Source organism: Streptomyces sp. NPDC059166 (genome assembly GCF_042755185.1).
GTDB lineage: Bacteria > Actinomycetota > Actinomycetes > Streptomycetales > Streptomycetaceae > Streptomyces.
The window spans coordinates 150644-174868 of sequence record NZ_JBHZCI010000010.1; the positions used below are offsets into that span (position 1 = coordinate 150644).

At 71.3% G+C, this 24225-nt stretch carries 21 protein-coding genes; 13 read left to right on the forward strand and 8 right to left on the reverse strand.

Annotated features, from left to right (window positions below):
* Positions 1-3: 3 nt before the first annotated feature.
* On the reverse strand, positions 4-165 hold the full coding sequence (locus tag ACFXOA_RS10435; protein WP_385024689.1) for a hypothetical protein: 162 nt from the start codon (positions 163-165) through the stop codon (positions 4-6).
* Positions 162-1373 (reverse strand): pyridoxal phosphate-dependent aminotransferase, encoded by a 1212-nt coding sequence (locus ACFXOA_RS10440; protein WP_385024691.1) that lies wholly within the window; start codon positions 1371-1373, stop codon positions 162-164. Before ACFXOA_RS10440 ends, ACFXOA_RS10435 begins: the two co-directional genes overlap by 4 nt.
* 84 nt (positions 1374-1457) lie before the next feature.
* Here ACFXOA_RS10440 and ACFXOA_RS10445 point away from each other — a divergent pair, with 84 nt between their 5' ends.
* Positions 1458-2132, forward strand: coding sequence for a winged helix-turn-helix transcriptional regulator (locus ACFXOA_RS10445; protein ID WP_385024693.1), 675 nt, complete (start codon positions 1458-1460; stop codon positions 2130-2132).
* An 86-nt stretch (positions 2133-2218) separates the two neighbouring features.
* On the opposite strand, the gene ACFXOA_RS10450 is transcribed toward ACFXOA_RS10445, so the two are convergent.
* The gene (locus ACFXOA_RS10450; protein WP_385024695.1) at positions 2219-2584 is read right to left on the reverse strand and encodes a nuclear transport factor 2 family protein; all 366 of its coding nucleotides are present in this window, start codon (positions 2582-2584) and stop codon (positions 2219-2221) included.
* A 34-nt stretch (positions 2585-2618) separates the two neighbouring features.
* Between ACFXOA_RS10450 and ACFXOA_RS10455 the strand changes: the two genes are divergently transcribed.
* Complete coding sequence (locus ACFXOA_RS10455) at positions 2619-3257, forward strand: uridine kinase (RefSeq protein WP_385024697.1); 639 nt, start codon at positions 2619-2621, stop codon at positions 3255-3257.
* A 159-nt stretch (positions 3258-3416) separates the two neighbouring features.
* On the opposite strand, the gene ACFXOA_RS10460 is transcribed toward ACFXOA_RS10455, so the two are convergent.
* The 3 genes from ACFXOA_RS10460 to ACFXOA_RS10470 are packed head-to-tail and all read right to left on the reverse strand — an operon-like array spanning position 3417 to position 6228.
* Positions 3417-4703, reverse strand: a complete 1287-nt coding sequence (locus ACFXOA_RS10460; protein ID WP_385024699.1) for an MFS transporter — start codon at positions 4701-4703, stop codon at positions 3417-3419.
* Between the two features lie 59 nt (positions 4704-4762).
* Complete coding sequence (locus ACFXOA_RS10465; protein WP_385024701.1) at positions 4763-5308, reverse strand: methylated-DNA--[protein]-cysteine S-methyltransferase; 546 nt, start codon at positions 5306-5308, stop codon at positions 4763-4765.
* 47 nt (positions 5309-5355) lie between these two features.
* The gene (locus ACFXOA_RS10470) at positions 5356-6228 is read right to left on the reverse strand and encodes a glycerophosphodiester phosphodiesterase (protein WP_385024702.1); all 873 of its coding nucleotides are present in this window, start codon (positions 6226-6228) and stop codon (positions 5356-5358) included.
* A gap of 214 nt (positions 6229-6442) precedes the next feature.
* Here ACFXOA_RS10470 and ACFXOA_RS10475 point away from each other — a divergent pair, with 214 nt between their 5' ends.
* The 5 genes from ACFXOA_RS10475 to ACFXOA_RS10495 all read left to right on the forward strand — a co-directional run bounded on the left by ACFXOA_RS10475 (position 6443) and on the right by ACFXOA_RS10495 (position 13575).
* Positions 6443-7318 carry an MHYT domain-containing protein gene (locus ACFXOA_RS10475; protein WP_385024704.1) on the forward strand — a complete coding sequence of 292 codons (876 nt, stop codon included), beginning with the start codon at positions 6443-6445 and terminating at the stop codon, positions 7316-7318.
* Between the two features lie 39 nt (positions 7319-7357).
* Complete coding sequence (gene uvrB, locus ACFXOA_RS10480; RefSeq protein WP_385024706.1) at positions 7358-9478, forward strand: excinuclease ABC subunit UvrB; 2121 nt, start codon at positions 7358-7360, stop codon at positions 9476-9478.
* A 131-nt stretch (positions 9479-9609) separates the two neighbouring features.
* On the forward strand, positions 9610-10188 hold the full coding sequence (locus ACFXOA_RS10485; RefSeq protein WP_385024708.1) for a TerD family protein: 579 nt from the start codon (positions 9610-9612) through the stop codon (positions 10186-10188).
* A gap of 113 nt (positions 10189-10301) precedes the next feature.
* On the forward strand, positions 10302-12299 hold the full coding sequence (locus ACFXOA_RS10490) for a TerD family protein (protein WP_385024710.1): 1998 nt from the start codon (positions 10302-10304) through the stop codon (positions 12297-12299).
* Between the two features lie 265 nt (positions 12300-12564).
* Positions 12565-13575 (forward strand): TerC family protein, encoded by a 1011-nt coding sequence (locus ACFXOA_RS10495; protein ID WP_385024712.1) that lies wholly within the window; start codon positions 12565-12567, stop codon positions 13573-13575.
* A gap of 65 nt (positions 13576-13640) precedes the next feature.
* On the opposite strand, the gene ACFXOA_RS10500 is transcribed toward ACFXOA_RS10495, so the two are convergent.
* Together ACFXOA_RS10500 and ACFXOA_RS10505 are read right to left on the reverse strand one after the other, a co-directional pair.
* Positions 13641-14297, reverse strand: a complete 657-nt coding sequence (locus ACFXOA_RS10500; protein WP_385024714.1) for an MBL fold metallo-hydrolase — start codon at positions 14295-14297, stop codon at positions 13641-13643.
* 10 nt (positions 14298-14307) lie between these two features.
* Positions 14308-14994, reverse strand: coding sequence for a maleylpyruvate isomerase family mycothiol-dependent enzyme (locus ACFXOA_RS10505; protein ID WP_385024716.1), 687 nt, complete (start codon positions 14992-14994; stop codon positions 14308-14310).
* A 175-nt stretch (positions 14995-15169) separates the two neighbouring features.
* On the opposite strand from ACFXOA_RS10505, the gene uvrA reads away from it, so the two are divergent.
* The 6 genes from uvrA (at position 15170) to whiA (ending at position 24012) form a co-directional block, all read left to right on the forward strand.
* Positions 15170-18190, forward strand: a complete 3021-nt coding sequence (gene uvrA / locus ACFXOA_RS10510; protein WP_385024718.1) for an excinuclease ABC subunit UvrA — start codon at positions 15170-15172, stop codon at positions 18188-18190.
* 240 nt (positions 18191-18430) lie between these two features.
* A complete protein-coding gene (locus tag ACFXOA_RS10515; protein WP_385024720.1) occupies positions 18431-18859 on the forward strand; it encodes a Rieske (2Fe-2S) protein in 429 nt (142 codons plus the stop codon).
* Between the two features lie 107 nt (positions 18860-18966).
* Positions 18967-21039, forward strand: coding sequence for an excinuclease ABC subunit UvrC (gene uvrC / locus ACFXOA_RS10520; protein ID WP_385024722.1), 2073 nt, complete (start codon positions 18967-18969; stop codon positions 21037-21039).
* Positions 21036-22001 carry an RNase adapter RapZ gene (rapZ, locus tag ACFXOA_RS10525; RefSeq protein WP_385024724.1) on the forward strand — a complete coding sequence of 322 codons (966 nt, stop codon included), beginning with the start codon at positions 21036-21038 and terminating at the stop codon, positions 21999-22001. The genes uvrC and rapZ overlap by 4 nt, the downstream gene beginning before the upstream one ends.
* Positions 21998-23032, forward strand: coding sequence for a uridine diphosphate-N-acetylglucosamine-binding protein YvcK (yvcK, locus tag ACFXOA_RS10530; RefSeq protein ID WP_385024726.1), 1035 nt, complete (start codon positions 21998-22000; stop codon positions 23030-23032). The genes rapZ and yvcK overlap by 4 nt, the downstream gene beginning before the upstream one ends.
* Positions 23023-24012 carry a DNA-binding protein WhiA gene (gene whiA, locus ACFXOA_RS10535; protein WP_385024728.1) on the forward strand — a complete coding sequence of 330 codons (990 nt, stop codon included), beginning with the start codon at positions 23023-23025 and terminating at the stop codon, positions 24010-24012. Before yvcK ends, whiA begins: the two co-directional genes overlap by 10 nt.
* The last annotated feature ends 213 nt before the right edge of the window (positions 24013-24225 follow it).

A 24225-nucleotide genomic window follows, 5' to 3' on the forward strand; every position in this document is an offset into this window, starting at 1 on the left:
TCCTCAGCCGGCACGTGCCTCCCACGGCACCTGGGCACGGCCGCCGGGACCGTCCCCGGCCACGGAACCGTAGCGGACGGTGGCGACGGGTGGGGGGCCGCCGGTGCCGACGGCGTCCGAGACGAACTGCGTGTGGACGGGGGCGGAGCAGGCGGTACAGGTCACTGACGGTATCCGTCCAGGAAGCGGCCGATACGGCTGATCGCCGCGTCCAGATCGTCGGCGTGCGGCAGGGTGAGGATACGGAAGTGGTCCGGGCGCGGCCAGTTGAAGCCGGTGCCCTGCACCACCTGGATCTTCTCCCGGAGCAGCAGGTCGAGGACGAACCGCTCGTCGTCGACGATGTGATGGACCTTCGGATCGATGCGCGGGAAGGCGTACAGCGCACCCCTGGGCTTCACGCAGGAGACCCCGGGGATCTCGTTCAGTCGCTCCCAGGCCCGGTCGCGCTGCTCGTGGAGCCGCCCCCCGGGCGCCGTGAGTTCGCGGATCGACTGCCGTCCGCCGAGCGCCGCCTGGATGGCGTACTGCGCGGGGGCGTTGGGGCACAGCCGCATCGAGGCCAGCATGGTCAGCCCCTCGAGGTAGCTGGCGGCGTGCTGCCGCGGTCCCGAGACCACCATCCAGCCCGAGCGGAACCCGGCGACGCGGTACGTCTTGGACAGGCCGCTGAACGTGAGGCAGAGCAGGTCGGGCGCCAGGACCGCCGCACTGTGGTGCTCGGCGTCGTCGTACAGGATCTGGTCGTAGATCTCGTCGGCGAACACCATGAGGCCGTGCCTGCGGGCGAGGTCGAGCATGCCTTCGAGGACCTCGCGGGGGTAGACCGCGCCCGTCGGGTTGTTCGGGTTGATGATCACCATGGCCCGGGTGCGGTCGGTGATCTTGGCGGCCATGTCGGCGAGGTCGGGGTTCCAGTCCGCCGCCTCGTCGCAGGTGTAGTGCACGGCCTTGCCGCCCGCCAGGGTGGTGACGGCGGTCCAGAGCGGATAGTCCGGGCTGGGGACGAGGATCTCGTCGCCGTCCTCCAGCAGCCCCTGCACGGCCATGGAGATCAGCTCGGACACCCCGTTGCCGAGGAAGACGTCGTCCACGTCGACACCGGTCAGACCCATCGCCTGGTACCGCTGGGCGACGGCCCGGCGCGCGGACAGGATGCCGCGCGAGTCGGTGTACCCGTGCGCCTTGGGAAGCATCCGGATCATGTCCTGGACGATCTCCTCCGGCGCCTCGAAGCCGAAGAGAGCGGGATTGCCGGTGTTGAGGCGGAGCACACTGTGGCCCGCCTCCTCAAGGGCGTTGGCCTGTTCGATGACCGGGCCCCGGATCTCGTAACAGACCTCGTTGAGCTTGCTGGACTGCCGGAACTCCATGCGTGCCTCCCCGACCCGATTGCGATACTTGGTTTTACCAAGCTCGGGCTTGGAAAGTCCAACAACATGTCTAGACTGCGGCTCATGCCACGTCAGCAGCAGCCAGCCCGCCCCGCCCGCCGCCGGAGCTACGACCAGTTCTGCGCCACCGCCCGCGCCCTGGACGCCGTCGGCGACCGGTGGACCCTGCTGATCGTCCGTGAACTGCTGGCCGGGCCGCGCCGCTACACGGATCTGCACGCCGACCTGCCCGGGGTCAGCACAGACGTACTGGCCTCCCGGCTCAAGGACATGGAGCAGGGCGGACTGGCGGTGCGCCGCCGGCTCCCGCCGCCCGCGGCCGCCTCCGTGTACGAGTTGACCGCACGGGGCCGCGGGCTCCTCCCGGTACTCACCGCGCTCGCCGGATGGGGCGCGCCCGCACTCGGCGAGCGCCGCCCCACGGACGCGCTCAGGGCGCACTGGTTCGCCCTGCCGCTGCTGCGCTCCCTCGAAGGCCTCACCGAGGCCGGAGTGGTCGAAGTCGGTCTCCCGGAAGGGACGTTCCACCTGCGGACCGGCGAAGAGGCGGAGGGGCGGGACGTCTACGGATACGGACCCGCGGAGGACCCCGACGCGCGCCTGGTGCTGGACGAGGACGCCGCACTGGACCTGGCGCGCGGGGGATGCGCCCTCGCGGAGCTGGTCCGGGGCGGCCGGGCGCGGGTGCACGGCGAAGGAGCGCTCGCCGCCGCGCTCCGGGAGACGGGCCGGGAATGACCCCCGGCGGGCGTACGCGCGAAGGTCTCCCGGGCGCACCGGCCCGCCGCGCCCGGGCGCACGTGCGAAAGGAGTGTGACGTAGGGTCAGTTGGCGGGGGTCTCGCCGTACGCGCCGAAGCCCGACGCCACCAGACCGTCCCGGAAGGTCAGCACCTCGCTCACCCTGCCGCCGATCTGGTTGAGGTAGTCGATCACGAGCGCGTCCACGCTCGCACGTACGTCCATCACCTCGAACCTCAGGTCGGGGATCTTCTCCAGCCCCGCGGCCCAGTAGGCGCGCAGGGCCTCCTTGCCGTGCACAGTGCCGGCCGGGTCACCGGTCAGCCGGGCGATCATGGGCGAGCTGAAGGTCACGTCGTCGTGGTAGTGGGCAAGGACGCGGTCCAGGTCGTGGGAGTTCCAGTCCTCCTGCCACCGGGAGGCGAAGCTGCGGGCGAATTCGAGATCCATGGGGATCATGATGCGGCAGAGCGATGATGGACGGGTGCGATTCGAACCCATCACCTGGGAGCGGCTGGTCCGCGCCCTCGCCGCCCATGCCGACGGTCTCGAACCCGCGGACGGCGGTTCCTGGCTGAAGATCGGTGTCGACGGAGCCCCGGCGGCCCGTCCCGCCGAGCCCGCCGAGCGGCTCGCCGAAGCCCTGCGGGCCCGAGGGCGTGCGGTGCTCACCGTCTCCACCGGCGGATTCCTGCGGCCGGCCAGCCTCCGCTACGAATACGGCAAGGAGGACCCGGACTCCTACGCCGACAGCTGGTTCGACACCGGGGCGCTGTGGCGCGAGGTCTTCAGGCCGCTCGAGCCGGGCGGAGACGGACGCGTCCTGCCCGACCTCTGGAACCCCCGCACCGACCGGGCCACCCGCAGCCCCTACCAGGAGCTCCCCGACGGCGGTGTGCTGATCCTGCACGGCCCGCTGCTCCTCGGGCAGTGGTTCCCGTTCGACCTCGGCGTCCACCTCAGCCTCTCGCCGGGCGCGCTGCGACGGCGGACGGAGGAGAGCGAGCGCTGGACGCTGCCCGCCTTCTCCCGGTACGAGGACGAGGTCGCGCCCGCCGGACGCGCGGACGTGGTCGTCCGGGCCGACGACCCGCGCCATCCGGCCTGGACCGGACTCGGCTGACGGAGAGAGAAGGGGGCGCCGGTCCTGGACTGCCCGCACGTACCGCGGGCAGTGCGTACGTGACGACCGGTCAGCCGGGACGCACGCACCGCCCGACCAGCCTCGGTGCAGTCGCAGGCGCACCGGCCCCGGACGGCCCGTGCGGTGGGGCGCCCCCGCTCAGACGCCCGGGGCGTCCCGGCCTGGCGGTGCGGGACGGACGAGCGCCCGGCGCAGGGCGAGCGCGGCCATCGGCAGCAGGAGGCAGGCCGCCGACGCGTTGAGCCACCCGTAGCCGAGACGGGAGACGATCACCCCGGCCAGCGCCCCGCCGGCCCCCGCGGCCGTGTTCATCGCGAGGTCGGACAACCCCTGGGCGGCGGCCCGGGACGCCTGCGGCACCGACTCGGTGAGCAGGGCCGAACCACCGACCAGCCCCGCCGACCAGCCGAGCCCCAGGACGAACAGACCCGCCGCGGTCCTGGCGTGTCCGCCGCCCGACGTGCCCGCGAGCACGGCGGCGCAGCACATCAGTCCGGCGGCGAGCCCGATGACCGTGAGCCGTCCCGCCTTGTCGGCGATCCGGCCCATCACCGGGGAGAAGGCGTACATGCCCGCGATGTGCCCGCTGATGACCAGGCCGATCAGCTGGATGCCCGCGCCGTGGTGCCCCAGATGAACGGGGGTCATCACCATGACGGAGACCATCACGGTGTGGCACACGGTGACCGTGACCAGCGCCAGCCCGGCCATCGGCGAACTTCTCACGGCCTCCAGGCCCGCCCTCAGCGACCGCTTCGAGGCGGTCCCGGCGTCCTCGGGGGAGAGGGCTCGCGCGGTGAGGAGCGGATCGGGGCGCAGCAGTACGAGGACCAGGATCCCGGTGATCAGGAAGATGCCGGCCGCCCAGGCGAAGGGACCCGCGGTCTCGGGTACAGCGGTTCCCCGGAAGACCCGGCTCGCGGGCGAGGCGATGTTGGGGCCGAGCACCGACCCGATGGTGGTGGCCCACACCACGGTGGAGATCGCCCGTGCCCTGCGGTCCGGCTCGGCGAGGTCGGCAGCGGCGAACCGCGCCTGGAGGTTGGCCGACGACCCCGCGCCGAAACCCGCCATCCCGAGAAGGAGCAGCGGGAAGCTGCCCACCAGGGTCGCCGTCACCACGAGAAAGGCGCCGAGGGCGCCGATCGCGTAGGCGAGGGCCAGCCCCGGGCGTCTGCCCCGCGAGGTCATCAGCGCGGCCAGTGGCAGTGACAGCAGCGCCGTGCCCGTCACCGAGGCGGTGGGGGCGAGACCGGACAGGGCGTCGGAGCCGCTCACCTCGGCCGCGAGGACGGGAGCGAGGGCGATGCCTACGGCCACCCCGAGCCCGCCGAGGATCTGGCTGCCGACGAGGACGGCGGAGGTCCTGCGCCGGAGCGCCGGCAGGTCCGCGGCCGTGAACCGGGAGGCGCGGGCAGTCGTCACCGGCGCAGTGTGTCAGCTCGCACGCCGGTACGGAACGGCGCCGCCGTGCGAGGACCCGCTCAGAACAGCGGCTGCGGAAGTATCCCCTCCAGCGCCAGCAACCGCCGTTTGGTCTCCAGCCCGCCGCCGAACCCGCCGAGACCGCCGTCGCTCTCCACCACCCGGTGGCACGGGACGACCACCGGCAGCGGATTGGAACCCATGGCCGCCCCCACGGCCTGGGCGCCGTCCGGCCGCCCGACACGGGCCGCCAGGTCCCCGTACCCCACGACGGCGCCGAAGGGCACCCCGGTGGCCAGCTCGCGGAGCACCTCGCGGTGGAAGCCGGAGCTCAGCGACCAGTCCAGAGGGAGGGAGAACTCCCGCAGCTCACCGGCGAGGTAGGCCGCGACCTGTCCCTCGGGCGCGGCCAGCAGGGCGGAGCCCGGCGCCTCCACCGGCTCGGCCCCCAGCCGGTCGCGGAGCCGTCCGAGAGCCCGGTCCCGGACGTCCGGACGCGCGTGGAACACCACGTTCACCAGGCCGGTGCGGGTCGCGGCCAGCAGCAGCGGGCCGATGACGCCCGGCACTACGGACCACTCCACGACCTGCTCGCTGCTCCCCATGCCACCACGGTACGGCGGCCCACCGACAACGCCCTACCGTCACGCCCTCAACCGGTCGCGTCCCGGACGACGTCGGGGTTGTTCGTGATGATGCCGTCGACGCCGAAGCCGGCCATCCGGGAGGCGTCCGCGGCGTCGTTCACCGTCCAGGTGTTCACCCGCAGCGGCTTCCCGTGGGCGCCCTTCAGCTTCTGCACCGCCGCGACGTAGTCGGGGCCGACGGAGGTGTACGACGGATTGATCTGGTCCGTGAACGCCGCGTACGACGGAAGGTCGGCGACCGCCGGTGTGCCCAGGAAGCCCGTCACGACGTCCGGACGCAGCGCGTGGACAGTTTTCACACTCTCTGCACCGAAACTCTGGACGACCAGGCCGTGCTCGACGCGGCTCCGGTCGAGCCACCCCTCCCGGCGCAGGACGCGCAGGGTCTCCTTCTCGATCCCGGGGTAGATCTCCGGGCTCTTGATCTCCAGGAGCAGCTTCTGGTGGTTGCGCTCCAGGCGGTGCAGGTACTGCGTGAGGGTCGGCACCCGGGCCCCGGCGAACCGCGCGCCGAACCAGCTGCCGGCGTCCAGCTTCGCGATCTCCGCCGCGGTGAAGTCCTTCACCGCCCAGGGGGCCCGGCCGGGGAAGACCTCCTCGGCGTCTGTGGTCCGGCTCAGCGTGGTGTCGTGCACGACCACCAGCACACCGTCCCTGGTGAGCTGCACGTCGTTCTCCACCCAGTCGATCCCCAGGCGGTCGGCGGCGTCCACCGCGGCCAGGGTGTTCTCCGGGGCGTAGGCGGAAGCGCCGCGGTGGGCGTAGACCACGGGGGAGCCCTGGGCGGAGGGGGACTGCGCGTGGGCGCTGGGCATGGACACGCAGGCACCGAGCAGGGTGGCGACGGCGACGGAAGCGGCTGCTGTGCGTACGGACACGTGTACTCCTGGCATCGGGATGCGGACAGGCAGAGGTTCGCATCCGACGCCCAACGCCGGGGTGGAGGATGGTGGCCATGTTGTGAACGGTCTGTCGGCGACCTGGGCGGAGGGGCCCCCGAAAGCGGATAAAATGCCGTTCCCACGTTTGCTTGCCGGGCCTTGCCCCTTAGGGTCACCCCGAACCCGGGCACACCGCGAAGGGCATACCAGCATGCAGGGCACAGTCGACGGTTTCACCTACGGCCTCGTGACACCCGTCACGGCCTTCCTGATGGCGTGCCTCGGTGGCGCCCTCGGCCTCCGGTGCACCAGGCGGTCCCTGCGTACCCGCGGGGCGCCGAGAGCCGGCTGGCTGGGCCTCGGGGCGACCTCCATCGGCTCCGGCATCTGGACGATGCACTTCATCGCCATGCTGGGCTTCACCGTCCGTGAGGCGCCGGTGAGCTACGACAGGCCCCTCACCTACGCCAGCCTCGGCGTGGCGGTCCTCATGGTCGGCATCGGCATCTTCCTCGTCGGCTACCGCGGTGCCACCCGCATGGCACTCGTCACCGGCGGGACGATCACCGGTCTCGGCATCGCGTCCATGCACTACCTCGGCATGGCCGGGATGACCTTCGAAGGCAGGTTCGAGTACGACACGCTCACCGTGGCCTTCTCCGTCGTCATCGCCGTGGTGGCCGCCACCGCCGCGCTCTGGGCCGCCGTGTCCGTGCGCGGTTTCCTCCCCAGCCTCTGCGCCAGCGTGGTCATGGGGGTCGCCGTGAGCGGAATGCACTACACGGGCATGGCCGCCCTCCAGGTGCACATACACCCCGACACCGCCCCGGCGCCGTCCGCCGAGGCCCCCGGCTCGCTCCTCCTGCCGATGATGATCGGCCCCGGCTGCTTCCTGCTCCTCGCCGCGGTGGTCCTGATGATCGACCCCCTGGTGGTGACCGGGTCCCCGCGGACCCCGGGCGGGCACCCCGGCCACGACCCCCGGCGCGGGGGAGGGCGGCTGACCTCGGTCCCCCTGCGCGGCGGACGCGCTCCGCTCTTCGAGACCACCCCGCGCAGGGCCTACCGGCAGCCCGGGGACCGCTGAACCGACGCCCTTGTCAGTGGGTGGCCGTACGGTGGTTGCATGCGGCCAGTCTCGAAGATCGAACGTTCGGTGGCGCCTTTCGAGGTCGTCAGTCCCTACCAGCCCAGCGGTGACCAGCCCACGGCGATCGCCGAGCTGGACCGGCGCGTCCGGGCGGGTGAGAAGGACGTCGTCCTGCTCGGCGCGACCGGCACGGGCAAGTCGGCGACGACCGCCTGGATGATCGAGAAACTGCAGCGCCCCACCCTGGTGATGGCGCCGAACAAGACACTCGCCGCCCAGCTGGCCAACGAGTTCCGCGAGCTCCTCCCGAACAACGCGGTCGAGTACTTCGTCTCGTACTACGACTACTACCAGCCCGAGGCGTACGTCCCTCAGTCGGACACCTACATCGAGAAGGACTCCTCCATCAACGAGGAGGTCGAACGGCTGCGCCACTCCGCGACGAACTCCCTGCTCACCCGGCGCGACGTCGTCGTGGTCGCCTCCGTCTCCTGCATCTACGGCCTGGGGACCCCGCAGGAGTACGTCGACCGCATGGTCCAGCTCAAGGTCGGCGACGAGATCGACCGCGACCAGCTGCTGCGCCGGTTCGTCGAGATCCAGTACACCCGCAACGACCTCGCCTTCACCCGCGGGACCTTCCGGGTCCGAGGCGACACCATCGAGATCTTCCCGGTCTACGAGGAGCTCGCCGTCCGCATCGAGATGTTCGGCGACGAGATCGAGGCGCTCTCCACCCTCCACCCGCTCACCGGCGAGGTCATCAGCGAGGACCCCACGCTCCACGTCTTCCCGGCCAGCCACTACGTCGCCGGACCCGAGCGCATGGAGAAGGCGGTCAGCGGCATCGAGAAGGAGCTGGAGCAGCGCCTGGCCGAGCTGGAGAAGCAGGGCAAGATGCTCGAGGCCCAGCGGCTGCGCATGCGCACCACGTACGACATCGAGATGCTCCGCCAGATCGGCACCTGCTCCGGTGTCGAGAACTACTCGATGCACTTCGACGGGCGCTCGCCCGGCACCGCCCCCAACACCCTCCTCGACTACTTCCCCGAGGACTTCCTGCTCGTCCTCGACGAGTCGCACGTGACGGTGCCGCAGATCGGCGCGATGTACGAGGGCGACGCCTCCCGGAAGCGGACCCTCGTCGACCACGGCTTCAGGCTCCCCTCCGCCCTGGACAACCGTCCGCTGAAGTGGGAGGAGTTCCTGGAGCGGATCGACCAGACGGTCTACCTGTCCGCCACCCCGGGCAAGTACGAGCTGTCGCGCGGCGACGGCTTCGTCGAGCAGATCATCCGGCCCACCGGCCTCGTCGACCCGGAGGTCGTCGTCAAGCCGACCGAGGGCCAGATCGACGACCTGGTCCACGAGATCCGCGAGCGGACGGAGAAGGACGAACGAGTCCTGGTCACCACCCTCACCAAGAAGATGGCCGAGGACCTCACGGACTACTTCCTCGAGCTCGGCATCCAGGTCCGCTACCTCCACAGCGACGTCGACACCCTGCGCCGGATCGAGCTGCTGCGTGAGCTGCGCTCCGGCGAGTACGACGTCCTGGTCGGCATCAACCTGCTGCGAGAGGGCCTCGACCTGCCGGAGGTCTCGCTCGTGGCCATCCTCGACGCGGACAAGCAGGGCTTCCTGCGTTCGGGCACCTCGCTGATCCAGACCATCGGCCGCGCCGCCCGCAACGTCTCCGGCCAGGTCCACATGTACGCCGACAAGGTCACCCCGGCGATGGCCCAGGCCATCGACGAGACCAACCGCCGCCGCGAGAAGCAGATCGCCTACAACAAGGAGCGGGGGGTCGACCCGCAGCCGCTCCGCAAGAAGATCAACGACATCGTCGCCTCCATCGCCCGCGAGGAGGTCGACACCGAGGAACTGCTCGGCACGGGCTACCGGCAGGGCAAGGACACCAAGGCGCCCGTCCCCACCCTGGGGAGCCGGACCGCTTCGGGAGGCAAGGAGAAGAAGGGCGCGGTGGCGGTCACGGACAGGCCGGCCGCGGAGCTCGCGGGGATCATCGAGGAGATGACGGACCGGATGCGGGCCGCCGCCGCGGACCTGCAGTTCGAGGTGGCCGCACGGCTCCGCGACGAGGTGGGGGAGCTCAAGAAGGAGCTGCGTCAGATGCGGGAGGCGGGGCTCGTCTGACCCGTGGGGCGCGCAGTGTTGCAGGACCGACACGAAATGGCCCCATCACTCCTTTCTCGCTCCGGGGACTGCGTAGGGTGCGGGGAAACCGCACACCGACGGTTGCGGGGCAAGCGGAGAGGGGACAGCGCGTGACGGTCAACATGACCAAGGGCCAGGCCATCAGCCTGCAGAAGAGCGACGGGGGGACCCTGACCGCGGTACGGATGGGGCTCGGCTGGCAGGCGGCACCGCGCCGCGGGCTGTTCGGTTCGCGCACCCGGGAGATCGACCTGGATGCCTCGGCGGTCCTCTTCGCCGACAAGCAGCCCGTGGACGTCGTGTTCTTCCGCCACCTGGTCAGCGACGACGGCTCCGTCAAGCACACCGGCGACAACCTCGTCGGCGGCGCCGGTTCGGGCGGCGACGACGAGGCGATCCTCGTCGACCTGCAGCGCGTCCCGGTCCACATCGACCAGATCGTCTTCACGGTGAACTCCTTCACCGGCCAGACGTTCCAGGAGGTGCAGAACGCCTTCTGCCGCATCGTCGACGAGACGAACGGCCAGGAGCTCGCCCGGTACACGCTCGACGGCGGCGGGCAGTACACCGCGCAGATCATGGCGAAGGTGCACCGCACCGGCGGCGGATGGCAGATGACGGCTCTCGGCAACCCGGCCAACGGCAGGACCTTCCAGGACCTGATGCCGGCGATCCTGCCGCACCTGTAGGACGGACGCGGACACCCGGTCCGCACCGACGTACGAGCAGCTCCCGGAGGCACCGCCGCCGGGAGCTGCGTCCATGGACAGGGCACCACACCGCACGACGAGGGGACAGGGCGATGACGGCCGAGCTGGTCCGGGGGCAGAACCACGCGTTGCCCCAGACCCGTCTGGAGATCAGGGTGTCGGCGGGCTCTCCCGTCGTGGCCGGCGCCACCCTCCAGGACGAGCGGGGCACCGTCCGGGATGCGGCGTGGGTCGCCCACCCCGGATCCCCCCGCCTTCCGGGACTCGAGGTGTCCCGCCAGGCTGCGGCCGACCACCGCCTCGCCGTGGACCTGGACGCCCTGCCCGACGAAGTGCACCGCGTCACCGTGCTCCTCGCTCTGCCCACGGGAGCGGGCAGGCCGGTCCGCTTCGGTGCGGTCGCCGCGCCCTTCGTCGCCGTGACCGGTCTCGACGGCACCGAGATCGCCACCTTCACCCTCACCGGCCTGGACACCGAATCGGCCGTGTCGGCCCTTGAGCTCTACCGCCGCCAGGGAGCCTGGAAGGTCCGGGCGATCGGTCAGGGGTACGACGGAGGGCTCGCCGGGATGCTGGCCGACCAGGGGCTGGCACGGGCCGCGGAGCTGGCCACCTCGATACAGGACGCCGTCGCCGCCGGGTCGGCCCGCGCCGTGACGCCCCCGCCCCGTACACCCGAACCGGGCCGGGTGCGCAACCCCGCCGCGCCGGCCGGCTCCCCCTCCGCCGGGGACGGTGGGCCGCCCGCCCCGGTGCCGTCGTCGCGGCCGCCGGGCTCCGCCTCCTCCGCGGACGGGCCGACCGTCCCGGTTCCGCCCTCGCGGCCGCCGGGCGACCCGGCCGCCGCGTCCCCGGACACCACGCCGGGAAGGCCCATCGACTACGCGCACCCCCGCCGCCAGACATCGGCGCCGCCCCCGCCGCCCCCCACCGCCCCGCCCGCGGCCCCCGGGCAGCCGGCGCAGCCCGTGGCCGGTGACGCCACCGGCTGGTCCATGGACGAGCGGCTCTACAACCAGATCTGGGGCATGTTCGAGGATCTCGCCCGCGCGGTGGCCGCCTACCGCAGCGCCGTGGACTTCGCCGAGTCCCGGATGGACCAGGAGCTCGACCGGACGCTCTCCGACCCCCGCAGCCGCATCGGCGGGACCGGGGACCGCGCCCGCGAGGAGGCGATGGCGAAGCGGGACGAGCTGACCACTCGCGCGCGTGAGGCGCTGGACCGCGATCTCGCCCAGCTCGCCGCCGAGTCCGCTGTGGTCGAGCCTGCCCTGCCCGCCGCCTACGCGGCCTGGGACAACCCGGTCTGGCACGGGTACCGCGTCCCGATGGAGATCCCGATGGCCATGCGCGTCGGCGACCTCCACCTGCCCGAGGAAGCGGCCCTGCGCATCCCCCTGCTGGTGCGTCTGCCCCTGGAACGCGGGATCTGGCTGGACAGCGGACGTACGGCCTCCGACGCCGCCGCGGAGTCCGGGGACCGGCTGCGCGTACTGGCCATGGAGACCGCCGTCGCGCTCGCCGCGCGTCTGCTCGCGGTGTACCCGGCCGACGAGTTCTCCGTGCACGTCATCGACCCGGCGGGGGCGGCGGCGGGCGCCCTCGCCCCGCTGGTCGCCTCCGGGGTGCTCGCCGGCCCGCCCGCCGCCGGCGCGGAGGGCGTGTCGTCCGTCCTGGCCCGGCTCACCCGGCGGGTGGACCTCGTGCAGATGGCGGTCAGGGCCCGCGCCGCGGACGCACTGCCCCCGGACCTGGACACGGGGGAGCAGCTGCTGATCGTGAACGACTTCCCGCACGGGTTCGACGACCGTGCCGTCACCCAGCTGCGTTATCTCGCCGACGAGGGGCCGGCCGTCGGCGTGCATCTGCTGATGGTGGCCGACCGCGAGGACGCACGCGCCTACGGCCCGGTGCTCGACCCGCTCTGGCGTTCGCTGCTGCGGATCACCCCGGTGGCGGACGACCACCTCGCGGACCCGTGGGTGGGTCACGCCTGGACGTACGAACCGCTACGGGTTCCCCGGGGCAGCCGTGTCGTCGAACAGGTCCTCGCCCTGGTGGCGGCCGCGCGGCGCGGAGGATCCCGCTGACCGGATGACACCCGGTCGGATCAGCCGGCCGACGCACCCGACCTGGGGCTTTGGCTCCGCCTTGGCAAGGGCTTTACCGTTTCTTGGTACTTCCTGTACTGTTCTTGGTGCGGAGGGGAGTACTCCCGATCGCGGCGTTCCCGTCAGTACGGACTGTGACCGGTCCCGGGGCGCCGGCCCGGCGCGCATCCAGCGCTCCCGGGTGGAAGAGACCTCCGGCAGCGACGACGCTGATCCATAGCCGTAGCGAACTGCCGGAGGCGCAGTGGACGTTTCATGGACTGTCTGGGTGCTGACCATTCTCGGTCTGGTAGCCCTCATCTCCGTCGACTTCTTCATCGGGCGCAAGCCCCATGACGTGTCGACCAAGGAAGCCGGAATCTGGACCGCCGTCTGGATCGCGCTGGCCGCGCTCTTCGGGCTGGGCCTGCTGCTCTTCGGCGAGAGCCAGGCGTCGGGCGAGTTCTTCGCCGGCTTCATCACCGAGAAGTCGCTCAGTGTCGACAACCTCTTCGTGTTCGTCCTGATCATGGCGAAGTTCTCGGTCCCCTCCCACCTGCAGCAGCGGGTCCTGCTCGTCGGCGTGCTGATCGCCCTGGTGCTGCGCGCGATCTTCATCGCGGCCGGTGCCGCGGTCATCGCCAACTTCTCGTGGATCTTCTACATCTTCGGCGCGTTCCTGATCTACACCGCGTGGAAGCTGATCCAGGAGGCCAGGGCCGACGAGGACGAGGAGGAGTTCGAGGAGAACCGACTCCTGAAGTCGATCGAGCACCGCTTCGGTGTCGCCGACCGCTATCACGGGACCAAGCTCTTCATCCGGAACAACGGCAAGCGCGTCATGACCCCGCTGATGGTGGTCATGCTCGCCATCGGCACCACCGACGTGCTGTTCGCGCTGGACTCCATCCCGGCGATCTTCGGCCTGACCCAGGACCCGTACATCGTCTTCACCGCCAACGCCTTCGCGCTGATGGGACTGCGGCAGCTGTACTTCCTCATCGGCGGTCTGCTGAAGAAGCTGGTCCACCTCAGCTACGGGCTCTCGGTGATCCTCGGATTCATCGGGGTCAAGCTCGTGCTGCACGCCCTCCACGAGTCCGGGGTGCACGTCCCGGAGATCTCGATCCCGTTCTCCCTCACCTTCATCTGCGCCGTCCTGGTGATCACCACGATCACCAGCCTGATGGCCGGCAAGAGGCAGGCCGAACGGGAGAAGGCCGTGGAGGACGGCGACCGGACGGACGGCAACGAGAACGTCGGCGCACGGAAGTAGCGCCGTTCGCACACGGCGACGGCCGGGGCCCCGGGAGGGGCGCCCGGCCGTCGGCCGTTCGCGGGTCACCAGCCGCGTTCGCGCCACTCGGGCAGCCGCGGGCGCTCGGCTCCGAGCGTGGTGTCGTGACCGTGGCCGGGGTAGACCCAGGTCTCGTCCGGCAGCGCAGCGAAGAGCTTCGTCTCCACGTCGTGGAGCAAGCTCGCGAACGCCTCGGGATCGCCGTTCGTGTTGCCGACCCCGCCGGGGAAGAGGCAGTCCCCGGTGAACACGTGCGGCGCGCCGTGCGGATCGTCGTAGACCAGCGCGACCGACCCGGGGGTGTGGCCGGTCAGGTGCCGGGCGGTCAGCGAGACCTCGCCGACCCGGATCGTGCCGCCGTCCTCGACGAGCTCGTCGGTCGGCACCCCGATGCCCTCGGCGTCGTACCGGCCGGCGTACGTGCGCGCCCCGGTCGCCGCCACGACCTCGCCGAGCGCCTGCCAGTGGTCACCGTGCCGGTGCGTGGTGACGACCGACGCGATGCCGTCCTCGCCGATCAGCCGCAGCAGGGTGTCCGCCTCGGCCGCCGCGTCGATGAGGAGCTGCTCGCCGGTCGCCCGGCAGCGCAGCAGATAGGCGTTGTTGTTCATCGGCCCGACGGCGACCTTGGAGATCATCAGGTCAGTCAGCTCGTGCACGTCCGCTGGTCCGCCGACCTTGACCGTTCCGCTGTACGTCATGTGACGCAGCCTATAGCGGGGGCAGCACGGGGAGGGTGCCCCCGTCCACGGTCAGCCCCGAGCCGTCGCGCCGGCCGCAGAGCCAACCGAGGATCTCCGGGGCCGTGCCCCGCACGGTCACCGGCGTGCCCTCGGCGCCTCCCGTGGTCCACACCGCGCCGTCCTCGGCCACCGCGGTCGTGGGGGCGACGCCGGGGTGCCCGGCGAAGCGCTCGGCGAGGAAGTCGTTCTCCCGGGTCACGAACTCCGCGGGAAGGTCCTCCAGGGTGTACCCCACCCCCAGGTCGACATGGTGCAGCTCGACCTCGACCAGGCGGCGGAAGGGGAGCCGGGAGGCCGAGTCCGTCACACCGTTGCGCAGCGCCACCGTGCGTGACCAGTCGGCCGGCTCCGCGGCCGCGGCGAGGAAGGCGGCGGCGGTCCCCTCCACGTCCGCGAGCTGTTCGGCCAGCGGACGGTGCGCGTCGCGCTCGATGTCGGCGTCCCGGGTTTCGCTGCTCGCGTACATCGGGAGCCCGCGGAGAACATTTACGAGCGCGTCGGCGTTACGTGACAGGTGGGCAAGAACATGGCCCCGGCTCCAGCCGGGGAGAAGCGACGGTTCCGCGACGGCGCCGTCGTCGGACTTGCCCATGGCGCCGAGCAGCCGATCGGTCGCTACACGTACAGCTTCCAGGTCGCGCACATGATCAGTCATGGGCCGAGCGTAGCCTCCGCCACTCGTTCGGGTGACGAAGTCTGCGGCTGCCCATAAATCGAATGCGCGTGCTATACGCTCGGAGTCGAAAGCTTCGTACATCGCTGTGGCGCCCCCCATACCCTGGGAGAGGGGCTCAGTTCCCCCACTTCTCTCCAGAAAGGTGCGGACCGGCGTGGCCGACCGTCTCATCGTCCGTGGCGCGCGCGAGCACAACCTGAAGAACGTCTCGCTCGATCTCCCCCGCGACTCCCTCATCGTCTTCACCGGGCTCTCCGGATCGGGCAAGTCCTCGCTCGCGTTCGACACGATCTTCGCCGAGGGCCAGCGCCGCTACGTGGAGTCGCTCTCCTCGTACGCGCGTCAGTTCCTCGGCCAGATGGACAAGCCGGACGTGGACTTCATCGAAGGCCTCTCGCCCGCGGTCTCCATCGACCAGAAGTCGACCTCGCGCAACCCGCGCTCGACGGTCGGCACCATCACCGAGGTCTACGACTACCTCCGGCTGCTCTTCGCCAGGATCGGCAAGCCGCACTGCCCCGAGTGCTCCCGGCCGATCGCGCGCCAGTCGCCGCAGGCCATCGTCGACAAGGTGCTCGGACTGCCGGAGGGCAGCCGCTTCCAGGTCCTCTCGCCGCTGGTGCGCGAGCGCAAGGGCGAGTTCGTCGACCTCTTCGCCGACCTCCAGACCAAGGGCTACAGCAGGGCCCGGGTCGACGGCGAGACGGTCCAGCTGTCCGAGCCTCCCAAGCTCAAGAAGCAGGAGAAGCACACCATCGAGGTGGTCATCGACCGCCTCACCGTCAAGGACAGCGCAAAGCGCCGGCTGACCGACTCCGTCGAGACGGCCCTCGGCCTCTCCGGGGGCATGGTGGTGCTCGACTTCGTCGATCTCGAGGCGGACGACCCCGAGCGTGAGCGGATGTACTCCGAGCACCTCTACTGCCCGTACGACGACCTCTCCTTCGAGGAGCTGGAGCCCCGCTCCTTCTCCTTCAACTCGCCCTTCGGTGCCTGCCCCGACTGCACGGGCATCGGCACGCGCATGGAGGTCGACCCGGAGCTGATCGTCCCGGACGAGGACAAGTCCCTGGACGAGGGCGCGATCCACCCCTGGTCGCACGGGCACACCAAGGAGTACTTCGGGCGCCAGATCGACGCGCTGGCCGACGCCCTGGGATTCCGTACGGACATCCCCTGGGCGGGCCTGCCCCAGCGGGCCAGGAAGGCCCTGCTCCACGGTCACAAGATCCAGACCGAGGTCCGCTACCGCAACCGGTACGGACGCGAGCGCGCCTACACCACCCCCCGCTTCGAAGGCGCCGTCCAGTTCGTCAAGCGGCGCCACTCCGAGGCCGAGAGCGACTCCAGCCGGGAGCGCTTCGAGGGCTACATGCGCGAGGTGGCCTGCCCGACCTGCGAGGGCACCCGCCTGAAGCCGCTGGTCCTCGCCGTGACGGTGATGGAGAGGTCCATCGCCGAGGTGGCCGCGATGTCCATCAGCGAGTGCGCCGAGTTCCTCGGCCGGCTCAAGCTGAACGCCCGCGACAAGAAGATCGCCGAGCGGGTCCTGAAAGAGGTCAACGAGCGGCTGAAGTTCCTCGTCGACGTCGGCCTCGACTACCTCTCGCTCAACCGTGCCGCCGGCACGCTCTCCGGCGGCGAGGCCCAGCGCATCCGGCTCGCCACCCAGATCGGCTCCGGTCTCGTCGGCGTGCTGTACGTCCTGGACGAGCCGTCCATCGGCCTGCACCAGCGGGACAACCACCGGCTGATCGAGACCCTCGTCCGGCTCCGCGACATGGGCAACACCCTCATCGTCGTCGAGCACGACGAGGACACCATCAAGGTGGCCGACTGGGTCGTCGACATCGGCCCCGGCGCGGGTGAGCACGGCGGCAAGGTCGTGCACTCCGGCTCGCTCAAGGAGCTCCTGGGCAACGACGAGTCGATCACCGGGCAGTACCTCTCGGGCCGCAGGTCGATCGGCACACCCGACATCCGGCGTCCCGTCGACCCGAAGCGGCGGCTCACGGTCCACGGAGCCCGGGAGAACAACCTCCAGGACATCGACGTGTCCTTCCCGCTCGGTGTGCTCACCGCCGTCACCGGAGTCTCCGGTTCCGGGAAGTCGACCCTGGTCAACGACATCCTCTACACCCACCTGGCGCGCGAGCTCAACGGCGCCAAGTCGGTCCCCGGGCGGCACACCCGGGTCGACGGCGACGACCTCGTCGACAAGGTCGTCCACGTCGACCAGTCGCCGATCGGACGCACGCCCCGGTCCAACCCGGCCACCTACACCGGTGTCTTCGACCATGTGCGCCGGCTGTTCGCGGAGACGATGGAGGCGAAGGTGCGCGGCTACCTGCCGGGCCGCTTCTCCTTCAACGTCAAGGGCGGCCGCTGCGAGAACTGCTCCGGCGACGGCACCATCAAGATCGAGATGAACTTCCTGCCCGACGTGTACGTCCCGTGCGAGGTCTGCCACGGTGCCCGCTACAACCGGGAGACGCTGGAGGTCCACTACAAGGGCAAGTCCATCGCCGAGGTGCTGGACATGCCGATCGAGGAGGGCCTCGAATTCTTCGAGGCCGTGCCGACGATCGCCCGCCACCTGCGCACCCTCAACGAGGTGGGTCTCGGATACGTCAGGCTCGGGCAGTCCGCGCCGACCCTCTCCGGCGGTGAGGCGCAGCGGGTCAAGCTGGCGAGCGAGCTCCAGAAGCGCTCCACCGGCCGCACCGTCTACGTCCTGGACGAGCCCACGACCGGTCTGCACTTCGAGGACATCAGCAAGCTGATCTCGGTGCTTTCCGGCCTGGTCGACAAGGGCAACACGGTGATCGTCATCGAGCACAACCTCGATGTCATCAAGACCGCCGACTGGGTCGTCGACATGGGTCCCGAGGGCGGCAGCGGCGGCGGCCTCGTCGTAGCCGAGGGCACCCCGGAGGAGATCGCCACGGTGCCGGCCAGCCACACCGGGAAGTTCCTCCAGGACGTCCTGGGAGCGGACCGTGTCGGTGGGGCGGCCGTGCCGGCGGCCCGCAAGGCCCGTAAGGCTCCCGCGGCGAAGAAGGCCGTCGCAGCCAAGGCCGCCACAACCCGCAGGACGGCGACGGCGAGGACGGCCAAGAAGGCGGCGGCCGAGAAGCCGGCCGCGAAGAAGGCCACCCGGACCCGGAAGGCCTGACGGCGGCCGCGCGGGGCGGGCCCCGGCACGTGCGACGGCGCGGAGCCGGGGCCCGGCCCGCGCGGAACCGGGTGCGGTCGCGTAGCCGCGCGATCCGGGCCCGGTCGAGGGGCCGGTGTTCTCCGCCGGTATGGTCGGGTCTGTCGCCCCTGCCGTCCCGCGCGGCCCGTGTCCCGCACCCGCGGCACCCGCCCCCGGACGGGAGGCGGCCGCCGACCGCCCCCGACCAGTGGAGACCGCATGTCCGGCCTGCCCGCCGCCCGCCGTACCGTCCTGAAGGGCGCCGCACTCGCCGGTGCCGCCGGGCTGGGAGCGGCGGCCTGTTCCACCGAGTCCAAGCTCGGTCACGCACAGACGCCGACGCCCACCGCCCCCGTGCAGCTCGGCCCCGCGGACGAGGTACCGGTCGGAGGGGCGAAGCTCTTCCGGGAGCAGCGGGTGGTCGTCAGCTGTCCCGCCGCCGGACAGTACAAGGCGTTCAGCGCCCGGTGCACCCACGCGGGATGCCTTCTCGACAAGGTCGAGGAGAACGTGGGCAACTGCCCGTGCCACGGCAGCCGCTTCGACGTGACCACCGGCAAGGCCGTCCAGGGCCCCGCCACCGTGCCGCTGCCCTCGGTGCCCGTGAAGCTGGAGAACGGCAACCTCGTCGCCGGCCCCGGCGCCTGAGCGACGTCCCGGCCCGGCGGGCCGCACCGCCCGCCGGGCTCCCGTCCCCGGTACCCGGCGACCGATCGGATCCCGCTCCGTCAGCGCCCGCAAGTAGGGTGTGAGGCATGGCAGACCCCTCCAGCTACCGCCCCAAGCCGGGACAGATCCCCGACTCCCCGGGGGTCTACAAGTTCCGCGACGAGCACCGCCGGGTGATCTACGTCGGGAAGGCGAAGAACCTGCGCCAGCGCCTGGCCAACTACTTCCAGGACCTGGCCGGTCTGCACCCGCGCACCCGCACGATGGTCACCACGGCCGCGTCCGTGGAGTGGACGGTCGTCTCCACCGAGGTCGAGGCGCTGCAGCTGGAGTACTCCTGGATCAAGGAGTTCGACCCCCGGTTCAACGTCAAGTACCGCGACGACAAGAGCTATCCGTATCTCGCGGTGACGCTGAACGAGGACTTCCCCCGCGTCCAGGTGATGCGCGGCGCCAAGAAGAAGGGCGTGCGCTACTTCGGCCCGTACGGGCACGCCTGGGCGATCCGCGAGACCGTCGACCTGATGCTGCGGGTCTTCCCCGTACGCACGTGCTCCGCCGGGGTCTTCAAGAACGCCGAGCGCACCGGCAGGCCCTGCCTCCTCGGCTACATCGGCAAGTGCTCCGCGCCCTGCGTCGGACGGGTCACCCCCGAGGAACACCGCGATCTGGCCGAGGACTTCTGCGACTTCATGGCCGGCCGCACCGGGACGTACATCCGCCGCCTCGAGAAGGACATGATGCAGGCGGCCGAGGAGATGGAGTACGAGCGTGCGGCCCGCCTCCGCGACGACGCGGAGGCGCTGAAACGGGCCATGGAGAAGAGCGCCGTGGTCCTCGCGGACGCGACGGACGCCGACCTCATCGCCGTCGCGGAGGACGAGCTGGAGGCCGCGGTCCAGATCTTCCACGTCCGCGGCGGCCGGGTGCGCGGCCAGCGCGGCTGGGTCACCGACAAGGTCGAGGCCGTGGACACGGCCGGACTGGTGGAACACGCCCTCCAGCAGCTCTACGGGGAGGAGGCGGGGGACTCCGTCCCCAAGGAGGTGCTGGTCCCGGCGCTCCCCGAGGACCCGGACGCGGTCTCCGAGTGGCTCGCCGGGCGCAGAGGTTCGCAGGTCAGCCTGCGGATCCCGCAGCGGGGCGACAAGAAGGACCTCATGGTCACGGTCCAGCGCAACGCCCAGCAGGCTCTCGGGCTCCACAAGACCAAGCGTGCCTCCGACCTCACCACGCGCTCGCGCGCCCTTGAGGAGATCGCCGAGGCACTCGGCCTGGACTCCGCGCCACTGCGCGTGGAGTGCTTCGACATCTCGCACCTCCAGGGTGACGACGTGGTCGCCTCCATGGTCGTCTTCGAGGACGGCCTGGCGCGCAAGAGCGAGTACCGCCGCTTCCAGATCAAGGGCTTCGAGGGCCAGGACGACGTCCGCTCGATGCACGAGGTCATCGGCCGCCGGTTCAAGCGCTACCTCCAGGAGAAGGAGCGCACGGGGGAGTGGGAAGACACCCCGGCCCCCACGGGCCCCGCCCCCGAGGAGGGCACACCCGCCACAGGGGCCGCGTCCGGGACCCCCTCGCCGGTCGAGGCAGGTCCCCGGGAGCCCGGGGACGGGCCCCGGGAGGACGACGGCAGGCCGAGGCGCTTCGCCTACCCGCCGCAGCTCGTCGTGGTCGACGGAGGGCAGCCCCAGGTCGCCGCGGCCAAGCGGGCCCTGGACGAGCTGGGCATCGACGACATCGCCGTCTGCGGTCTCGCCAAGCGCCTGGAGGAGGTCTGGCTCCCCGACGACGACGACCCCGTGGTGCTGCCCCGCTCCAGCGAGGGCCTCTACCTCCTCCAGAGGATCCGGGACGAGGCGCACCGCTTCGCCATCACCTACCAGCGCGCGAAGCGCGCCAAGCGGATCCGCAGCAGCCCCCTGGACGACGTCGCGGGTCTGGGCGAGACGCGCAAGCAGGCACTGATCAAGCATTTCGGCTCCGTCAGGAAGCTGCGGCAGGCGACAATCGACGAGATCCGCGAGGTGCCGGGCATAGGGCGCAAGACCGCGGAATCGGTGGCCGCCGCCTTCGCCTCGGCGGCCCCGGCCGCACCCGCCGTGAACACGGCCACAGGAGAGATCATCGAAGAGGACGACGGGGGCAGCACGACATGACCGGACAGCCGCAGGAACCACAGGACGAACGCGGTCGAGCAGACGGAGCAGCACACGTGAGTACGGCAAGCACCCCGGAGAAGGCCGAGGCCACCGCGCCCGCCATCCCCGAGCTGGTGATCATCTCCGGCATGTCGGGTGCCGGGCGCAGCACGGCGGCCAAGTGCCTGGAAGATCTCGGCTGGTTCGTCGTGGACAACCTGCCGCCCGCACTGATCCCCACCATGGTGGAGCTGGGCGCCCGGTCCCAGGGCAACGTCGCCCGGATCGCCGTCGTCGTCGACGTACGGGGGCGCCGCTTCTTCGACAACCTCCGGGAGTCCCTCGCGGACCTGGAGGCCAAGCACGTCACCCGGCGGATCGTCTTCCTGGAGTCCTCGGACGACGCACTCGTGCGCCGGTTCGAGTCGGTCCGCCGCCCGCACCCGCTCCAGGGCGACGGGCGCATCGTCGACGGCATCGCCGCCGAGCGCGACCTCCTGCGCGAGCTGAGGGGCGACGCCGACCTGGTCATCGACACCTCCAGCCTCAACGTGCACGAACTGCGGGCCAAGATGGACGCGCAGTTCGCGGGTGACGAGGAGCCGGAGCTGCGGGCCACGGTGATGTCCTTCGGCTTCAAGTACGGCCTGCCGGTCGACGCCGACCTCGTCGTCGACTGCCGCTTCCTGCCCAATCCGCACTGGGTCCCCGAGCTCCGCCCCTTCACCGGCCTCAACGAGGAGGTGTCCGACTACGTCTTCGACCAGCCGGGCGCCAAGGAGTTCCTCAACCAGTACACGGAGCTGCTCCAGCTGATCGCCGCGGGCTACCGCCGCGAGGGCAAGCGCTACGTGACCATCGCGGTGGGCTGCACGGGCGGCAAGCACCGTTCCGTCGCCATGTCGGAGAAGCTCGCCCGCAGGCTGGCGACCGAAGGGATCGAGACCGTCCTCGTGCACCGGGACATGGGGCGCGAGTGACCAACCGCAATCTGCGCCAGCGCCGGCTGAGCAGGGCCACAGCCGCGCTCTCCGGCCGCAAGCGCGGCGCACAGCCCAAGGTCGTCGCGCTCGGCGGCGGCATGGGCCTGTCCGCGTCGCTCACGGCGCTGCGCCGGATCACCGGCGACCTCACGGCCGTCGTCACCGTCGCCGACGACGGCGGCTCCAGCGGACGGCTCCGCGAGGAGCTCGGGGTCCTCCCGCCGGGCGATCTGCGCAAGGCGCTCGCAGCCCTGTGCGGCGACGACGAGTGGGGCCAGACCTGGGCCCAGGTCATCCAGCACCGCTTCGAGTCCAAGGGCGACCTCCACGAGCACGCGGTGGGCAACCTGCTCATCGTCGCCCTGTGGGAGCAGCTCGGGGACCACGTCCAGGCCCTCGACCTCGTCGGGAAGCTGCTCGGAGCGCACGGCAGGGTGCTGCCGATGTCCGCCGTGCCCCTGGAGCTCCAGGCGCTCGTACGGGGGCACGACCCGCGCCGTCCCGGCGACACCGTCACCGTGCGCGGCCAGGCCACGGTGGCGCTGACACCCGGCGAGGTGCAGTCCGTCCACGTCGTCCCCGCGGACCCGCCGGCGGTGCCCGAGGCGGTGGCCGCCGTCCTCGACGCCGACTGGGTGGTGCTCGGGCCCGGCTCCTGGTTCTCGTCCGTCATCCCGCACCTCCTGGTACCCGAGCTGCTCGACGCGCTGGTGACCACGAAGGCGCGCAAGGTGCTCTCGCTGAACCTCGCACCCCAGCCCGGCGAAACAGATGGCTTCTCACCGCAGCGTCATTTGGAGGTTTTGGGACGACACGCCCCTAAACTCGCCATGGACGTGGTGCTGGCCGACGAGGCCGCTGTGCCCGACCGTGAGTCCCTCGCCGACGCCGCCCAGCGGCTCGGAGCCGCGGTCGAGCTGGCCCCCGTGGCCTCACCCGACGGCGTTCCGATCCATGATCCGGAGCTGTTGGCCGCCGCGTACGACCGTATTTTTCGGATGCATGGAAGGATCGGCCCATGGCGATGACGCCAGCGGTGAAGGACGAAATCTCTCGGCTTCCCGTCACCCGGACCTGCTGCAGAAAGGCAGAGGTCTCGGCGATTCTCCGGTTCGCGGGCGGGCTGCACCTGGTGAGCGGCCGGATCGTGATCGAGGCCGAGCTGGACACGGGGAGCGCGGCGCGCAGGCTCAAGCGGGACATCCTGGAGATCTTCGGGCACAGCTCGGAGCTGATCGTGATGGCGCCCGGAGGACTGCGACGGGGCTCGCGCTTCGTCGTACGGGTGGTGGCGGGCGGCGACCAGCTGGCCCGGCAGACCGGCCTCGTGGACGGCCGGGGCCGTCCCATCCGCGGTCTGCCCCCGCAGGTGGTCTCGGGGGCCACCTGCGACGCGGAGGCCGCCTGGCGCGGCGCCTTCCTGGCCCACGGCTCGCTGACCGAGCCAGGCCGCTCCTCGTCGCTCGAGGTGACCTGCCCCGGTCCCGAGGCGGCCCTGGCGCTCGTCGGCGCGGCCCGCAGGCTCTCCATCGCCGCCAAGGCACGCGAGGTCCGGGGGGTGGACCGGGTTGTCGTACGCGACGGTGACGCCATCGGCGCGCTGCTCACCCGCCTCGGCGCCCATGACGCGGTGCTCGCGTGGGAGGAGCGCCGGATGCGGCGCGAGGTCCGCGCCACCGCCAACCGGCTCGCCAACTTCGACGACGCGAACCTCCGCCGCTCCGCCCGTGCCGCGGTTGCCGCGGGCGCCCGTGTGGGGCGCGCACTGGAGATCCTCGGCGACGAGGTCCCCGAGCACCTCGCGGCGGCGGGACGGCTGCGCATGGAGCACAAGCAGGCATCCCTGGAGGAGCTGGGAGCGCTGGCCGACCCGCCGCTGACCAAGGACGCCGTGGCGGGCCGGATCCGGCGGCTCCTGGCCATGGCGGACAAGCGGGCGCAGGACCTCGGCATCCCCGGCACGGAATCCACCCTCAGCGAGGAGCTGGCCGACGGCCTCGTGGGCTGAGGGCGCCGGCAGGGTGCGGTGAGCGGCCTCCGGTCCAGGGGGCCGCTCACCGGACCGGTGCGAATCGGCCCCGATACCGGGGGCCGCTCACCGGACACCGCGAGCCGGCCCCGGTCGCCGGGTCCTCCCGTCGCGGCGGGGCGTTTTCCGAATTCCGGCGAAAGACTTTCCAAATCCCCGGTGCCCGGGGGGTGCACGAATGAGCGCGCCGGT